Source organism: Thiocystis minor, from assembly GCF_016653465.1.
GTDB classification, from domain to species: Bacteria; Pseudomonadota; Gammaproteobacteria; order Chromatiales; family Chromatiaceae; genus Chromatium; species Chromatium minus.
The window spans coordinates 1-5,648 of the sequence record NZ_NHSQ01000007.1; the positions used below are offsets into that span (position 1 = coordinate 1).

General features: G+C 62.2%; 7 protein-coding genes. 3 read left to right on the forward strand and 4 right to left on the reverse strand.

The annotated features are described in order from the left end of the window. A partial coding sequence (locus CCR95_RS00305) for a glycosyltransferase family 2 protein (RefSeq protein ID WP_201090841.1) occupies positions 1-1,105 on the forward strand: 1,105 nt, incomplete at its 5' end. Positions 1,106-1,310: 205 nt separating this feature from the next. On the opposite strand, the gene CCR95_RS00310 is transcribed toward CCR95_RS00305, so the two are convergent. Further along, positions 1,311-1,904: a YceI family protein gene (locus tag CCR95_RS00310; protein ID WP_201090843.1), complete on the reverse strand. Its 594-nt coding sequence runs from the start codon at positions 1,902-1,904 to the stop codon at positions 1,311-1,313. A 77-nt stretch (positions 1,905-1,981) separates the two neighbouring features. Here CCR95_RS00310 and CCR95_RS00315 point away from each other — a divergent pair, with 77 nt between their 5' ends. Further along, the gene (locus CCR95_RS00315) at positions 1,982-2,668 is read left to right on the forward strand and encodes a nucleoside deaminase (protein WP_201090845.1); all 687 of its coding nucleotides are present in this window, start codon (positions 1,982-1,984) and stop codon (positions 2,666-2,668) included. Here CCR95_RS00315 and CCR95_RS00320 read toward each other — a convergent pair. The 3 genes from CCR95_RS00320 to CCR95_RS00330 form a co-directional block, all read right to left on the reverse strand. After that, a complete protein-coding gene (locus CCR95_RS00320) occupies positions 2,596-3,000 on the reverse strand; it encodes a cupin domain-containing protein (RefSeq protein WP_242522965.1) in 405 nt (134 codons plus the stop codon). The two genes, CCR95_RS00315 and CCR95_RS00320, sit on opposite strands and share 73 nt — an antisense overlap. A gap of 215 nt (positions 3,001-3,215) precedes the next feature. Further along, positions 3,216-3,734: a hydrogenase maturation protease gene (locus CCR95_RS00325; protein WP_201090847.1), complete on the reverse strand. Its 519-nt coding sequence runs from the start codon at positions 3,732-3,734 to the stop codon at positions 3,216-3,218. After that, a complete protein-coding gene (locus CCR95_RS00330; protein ID WP_242522966.1) occupies positions 3,718-5,307 on the reverse strand; it encodes a nickel-dependent hydrogenase large subunit in 1,590 nt (529 codons plus the stop codon). Before CCR95_RS00330 ends, CCR95_RS00325 begins: the two co-directional genes overlap by 17 nt. Positions 5,308-5,369: 62 nt before the next feature. On the opposite strand from CCR95_RS00330, the gene CCR95_RS00335 reads away from it, so the two are divergent. After that, positions 5,370-5,648: IS4/Tn5 family transposase DNA-binding protein (locus CCR95_RS00335; RefSeq protein WP_201090848.1), on the forward strand; the 279-nt coding region annotated here is incomplete at its 3' end.

Consider the following 5,648-nt stretch of genomic DNA (forward strand, 5'->3'; position numbering starts at 1 on the left):
CTGCCAACCGCCCGAGCTGGCCGTGATCGTGCCGACCTATAAGGAGGCCGATTCGGTCGCCGAACTCGCGCGACGCGTGGCGGCCGTGCTGGATGGCGTTGCCTGGGAGCTTCTGTTCGTCGATGACGATTCCCCGGACGGGACCGCCGAGCAGGTGCGCGAACTGGCGCGACGCGATCCGCGGGTGCGGCTGATCCAGCGGGTGGGACGCCGCGGTCTGTCGTCGGCCTGCATCGAGGGCATGCTGGCGACCTCGGCACCCTTTCTGGCGGTGATGGACGGCGATCTTCAGCACGACGAAAGGCTCCTGCCACGCATGCTTCAGACCATCAAGGATGAGGATCTGGAGATTGTTGTCGGCAGCCGCTATGTCGAAGGCGGCGGAGTCGGCGACTGGACTGCGCGCCGCCAGTTCATGAGCCGTCTGGCGACCCGCATCGGGCAGCGTCTGATCGGGGTCGCATTGCAGGATCCCATGAGCGGCTTTTTCATGGTGCGGGCGACCGTGATTCAGTCCTGCGTGCGGCGTCTGAGCGGTCTCGGGTTCAAGATTTTGCTGGATATTTTCTCAGCCGCCGAACGCCCGCTGCGGTTTCGCGAACTGCCCTTCACTTTCCGTCAGCGCCAGGCGGGCGATAGCAAGCTCGAAAAGGCGGTGCTTTGGGAGTATCTGCTGATGCTGGCGCAGAAGATCATCGGGACGACGATTCCGGTCCGCTTCATCGCCTTTTCGCTGATCGGCGGGCTGGGCGTCTTCGTGCATATGGCGGTTTTGTGGCCGATCCTTCAACTGCTCGGCAGTGGTGCCTTTCTGCTGGGTCAGACAACCGCGACCCTGGTCGCCATGACCAGCAACTTTTTCCTCAACAACCTGCTGACCTATCGCGATATGCGGCTGCGCGGGCGGCAACTGCTGTGGGGCTGGTTCACCTTCGTGCTGGTGTGCAGCGTGGGCGCGCTGGCGAATGTCGGAATCGCCAACTATCTCTTTCTGGAGGGGCATTCGGGCTGGTTCCTGTCGGCGCTGGCCGGGATCCTGGTGGGCGCGGTCTGGAATTACGCAGTGACGGCGGTTTATACCTGGAAGCGGCCTCAGGCGGCTTGAGTTTTGTTCGAGGAAAATGTCGGACGGTCGAACACTGGAGTGCCGGTATGTTGGCGACAACTGCGTGGTTGATGCGCGACCGGCGCCTTGCTTGTCCGGCTACAAGCCGGACTCACCAGGGCCGGCTGCAAGCCGGCGCTTCCAGGAGCCGCGCTCCTGGTGGCGTGTCGCGCGATCGGACAATCGCGGGGATGTCTGGCTTAGATCATGGCGCCGCCGGGGTGTCGACGAAGGTGATGACGAAAGTCACCGGTACGGCCTTGCTGATGCTGGCCAAGCCAGCGATTTCGCGCAGTTTTTCGACTCCGTCGCTCATCCCGAACTTGGCCGCGTCAATGATCGGCGGCTTGATGCTCGCCACCATCACTGTGCTGGCGTTTAGCTTAGCGGCCTGCATCAAGAGCGTCATGGGCTGTACCTGGCCGTGCAGCGAAAGGCTGCCTTCGGCATTGATCTGGGTGATGTCGCCGACGGCCATCTCGGCAATAAGCTTGGGGTCGATCCGGGCCGTGAGTACGGCTTCGCGATAATTGGTCGTCTCGAAGAGAAATTCCCGCATGCGTTCGTCGCGGATCGGAATCAGGGTCTCGACACTGTCGAGCAGGAGCGTGACCGTCGCCTGACCCTCGGCGTCCAGCGTCCCCGCCATCTTGCCGAAGGTATTGACCTCGGCCACATCGTTGGCCTTGATGGAGACGAAGGTCAGGTGCGAACGGGCCGGGTCGAGGGTCCAGTCGGCCAGCGCGGGGGTTGCGGTCAGGATCCCGGACAGGATGAGAGTCAGCATCGAATTGCGCATCGGTTTCTCCAGATCGGATTGATTAAGATGGGCTGTTTAAACGAACGTCGGCTTTTTTGACAGGCGAGACCGGAAACTTGGACGCAAAAATCCCAGAAACAAGCGCCCCGCGCGACGTCGCCACACCGCCAGCCTGGACACGGGCGATTCAGATCGCCCTCCCCCGCTGGATTGCGCCCTTTCTGAGCGCGCGTCCGGCGATCTTCCCCGATGACGATCGACGGATGGCGCTGGTGCTGGAACTCACGCGCGAACAGGTGCGCGTCGGCAGCGGTGGTCCTTTCGGCGCCGCCGTGTTCGCGTCGAACAGCGGTCGACTGCTCGCTGTCGGGGTCAATCTGGTGGTGGCCGCGCGTTGCTCCATCGCCCATGCCGAAATGGTGGCGATCGCCAGCGCTCAGCAGATGCTTGGCCACTACGATCTGCGTCAGGCCGTTCCCGGCGGCTGCGTGCTGATCAGCAGCGCGGAACCCTGCGCCATGTGTCTCGGCGCCCTGCCCTGGTCGGGCATCGACCGTCTGGTCTGCGCGGCGCGGGACGCGGATGTCCGCGCCATCGGTTTCGACGAGGGCCACAAACCGCCCGACTGGGTGGATGGCTATGCGCGCCGCGGCATTAGCGTGACGCGCGATCTGAGAAGGGAAGAGGCGATGGCGGTGTTGCAGGGGTATGCGGCGACGGGCGGCGAGATCTATGGGGCGGCGGTCACTTCCGAAACCGGTTCCGATGACCGGGAGGCGCTTGAATCTCCTACTCCGCGCTGACTGGGGGGATCAAGATGCACCGCCAGCCACAGACAGGGCGGTTCGTGCGAGGTCCGCAGGACGCGATGCGGGGTGTGCGCGGGAATAAAACGGTAGTCGCCGGCGGCGAGCTGAAGGGTATCGCCGGCGATCCAGAGCGTGGCCTCGCCTTGCAGCAGACAGACCCACTCGTCCTGATTTTGATCGTAGAGACCGCTGTCGGGCCGGTCACTGCTCAGGATACGCTCGATCCGCAGTTGACCCAAGCGCAGGAGATCCTCGAAAACTTCGCCTGCGGAGGGGATCGGCCCATGCGCGAAGAGGTTTCCTGGTTGCGTGCTGGAATCGTTCATGGCGGCATCCTGGTGGGGTTGATGGATCGGCTTCGCCGATGCTGAAGGGACGAAGGGGCAAACCGCGAAGGGATTTAGTTCGTTGTCGTTGTCGTAATCGGATATTCGCCATGTCGAGACCGCGATCACGACAACGACAACGACAACGACAACGACAACGACAACGACAACGAGGATGCCCCGGTCTCGGAACTTGAGCAGCGAAGCACGAGGATCTAAACCTCGCGCGCCAGAAGGCGCACACCCCACTCCCGCAGGATCGCGCCAGCCCGTTCGATCACGTCCGGTAGCGCATCGCGAACGGTCAGCGACAACTCCAGATCCAATTCCATCCGCTCGGGGACGATGCCGATCAAGACGATCTCGCTCGGCGGATAATCGAGCAGCTTGGTCATGGCCAGCACGTCGGTCACCCCCAGATGATGCACCGAGAGCTTTTCGGACAGGACCGCCCGGATCTCGTCGTCGCGGATCACGCTGATCGACCCCGGCGGGCGGTCGAGCGCGATGGCGTCGATCATCAGGATGCGCCGGTAGTCGGCGAACAGCGGCAGCAGATCCATCCCGGAGGTGCCGCCATCGACCAGCGTGACGGCGGGCTCGAACCGATAGTCGGCTTCGAGACGACGCAGGACGTGGACACCCACGCCCTCGTCGCCCAATAGCAGATTGCCCCAACCGATCAGCAGGACATCCGACGGGTCGGTTCCCGCTGCGTCAGAAAGTCTTGACACTGACGATGTGACTGCGTTCGTTGTCGTGCAGATGAATGGCGCAGGCCAGACAGGGGTCGAACGAATGCACGGTGCGCAGCACCTCCAGCGGACGATCTTCTTCCAGGATGGGATTGTCGATCAGCGATGCCTCGTAGGGACCGCGCGCGTCGTTCTGGTTGCGCGGTCCGGCGTTCCAGGTCGAGGGCACCACGGCCTGATAGTTCTTGATCTTGCCGTTTTCGATGACGACCCAATGCGACAGCACGCCACGCGGTGCCTCGTGGAAGCCATAGCCCATGATCTCGCCCTTGGGGAAGCTGGGCGGATTGAAGCTGGTGGTGTCGCCGCTGGCGATGTTGGCGACCAGCGCATGATAGTTCTCGACCATCATGTCGTAGAGCACCTGGGTCCGCACGCAGCGGGCCAGATGACGCCCGAGCGTGGAATGCAGCGCGGTCATCGGGATGACGCTGCCGGTCAGCGCGCCGACGCGCTCCAGTGCGTGATTGAGATAGCCAATAGTTCCCTCGTGTCCGGCCGCGACCATTGCCAGCACATTGGCGAGCGGTCCGACCTGCGCCGGCTCATTGAGAAACGACGGCGATTTGACCCAGGAATAGGCAGCATCTTCATTGAAGTCGGTGTAGTCGGGATCGGTTTCGCCTTCATAGGGCGAGCGTGTCCAGTCGCCCTTGTACCAACTGTGCTTGATGCTCTCCTTGACGTTCTGCTCGAAAAAGGGATCGCCAAAGTGCTTGATCGGCTGGAACTGCGCGAGATCGGCACCGGGGATATAGCCGCCGGGCATGCCGAAATCCGTCCCCTTGGTATCGCGCGGGAAATCTGGCACCGAGAGATAATTCATCACGCCCGCGCCATAGGGCAACCAATCGGCATAGAGCGCGGCGATGGCGATGAGGTCGGGCAGATAGACTCGGCGAATGAAGCCTTCCAACTCGTCCATCAAGGTCTTGATATAGGCGAGACGCTCCATGTTCAGGGCCGATTGATCGTCGGGGTTGATGGCGTTTGCCACGCCGCCGACGGCCAGGTTCTGGATATGCGGTGTCTTGGAGCCCAAAATCGCGGTGATTTGATTGGACTTGCGTTGATAGTCCATGGCTTCAAGATAATGCGCGACCGCCATCAGATTGGCCTCGGGCGGCAGCTTCATGGCCTTGTGGCCCCAATAGCCATGGGCGAAGATGCCGAGTTGACCGCTCTCGACCAACTTCTTGATCCGTGCCTGCACCTCGGCGAAATGGCGCGCGTTGTTATTGGGCCAATCCGACAGACTCTGCGCCAGCTTTTCGGTTGCCATGGGATCGGCGCTCAGTGCCGAGACCACGTCGACCCAATCGAGCGCGGACAGATGATAGAAATGGACGACATGATCGTGAATGCCGTGCGCGGCCACGATCAGGTTGCGGATCAATTGCGCGTTTAATGGGATTTCAAGATTGAGCGCATCCTCGACCGCGCGCACCGAGGCGATGGCATGCACCGTCGTGCAGACGCCGCAGATGCGTTGCGTATAGAGCCAGGCGTCGCGCGGGTCGCGCCCGATCAGAATGGTCTCAATGCATCCCATTACACACAACTCCCCGTGTGCGGGTAAAATAGGTTTGAGCATTCACGTTCATTGGGGATCGCATGGGCTGGGCAGAAGACGAATTTCGCGGGATCGCTCTGGGCGACGCGCGCCGCGATCGGCGGGTGGTTCAATTGGTGGAGCGTCTGGCCGAGCGACCCACGGCGAGCATTCCGGGTGCGTGTCATGGTTGGGCGGAGACCCAGGCGGCGTATCGCTTTCTGTCCCAGGAGACGTTCGAGTGGATGGATATCCTGGAACCGCATCGCCAATGCACGCGCGAACGCATGGCGAGCCAGCCGGTGGTGCTGTGCGTGCAGGACACCACCGAGTTGAACTTC

Coding starts and splice junctions, on each gene's coding strand:
- CCR95_RS00310 (WP_201090843.1), bottom strand. CDS start 1,904: ATGCGCAATTCGATGCTGACTCTCATCCTGTCCGGGATCCTGACCGCA.
- CCR95_RS00320 (WP_242522965.1), bottom strand. CDS start 3,000: ATGAACGATTCCAGCACGCAACCAGGAAACCTCTTCGCGCATGGGCCG.
- CCR95_RS00330 (WP_242522966.1), bottom strand. CDS start 5,307: ATGGGATGCATTGAGACCATTCTGATCGGGCGCGACCCGCGCGACGCC.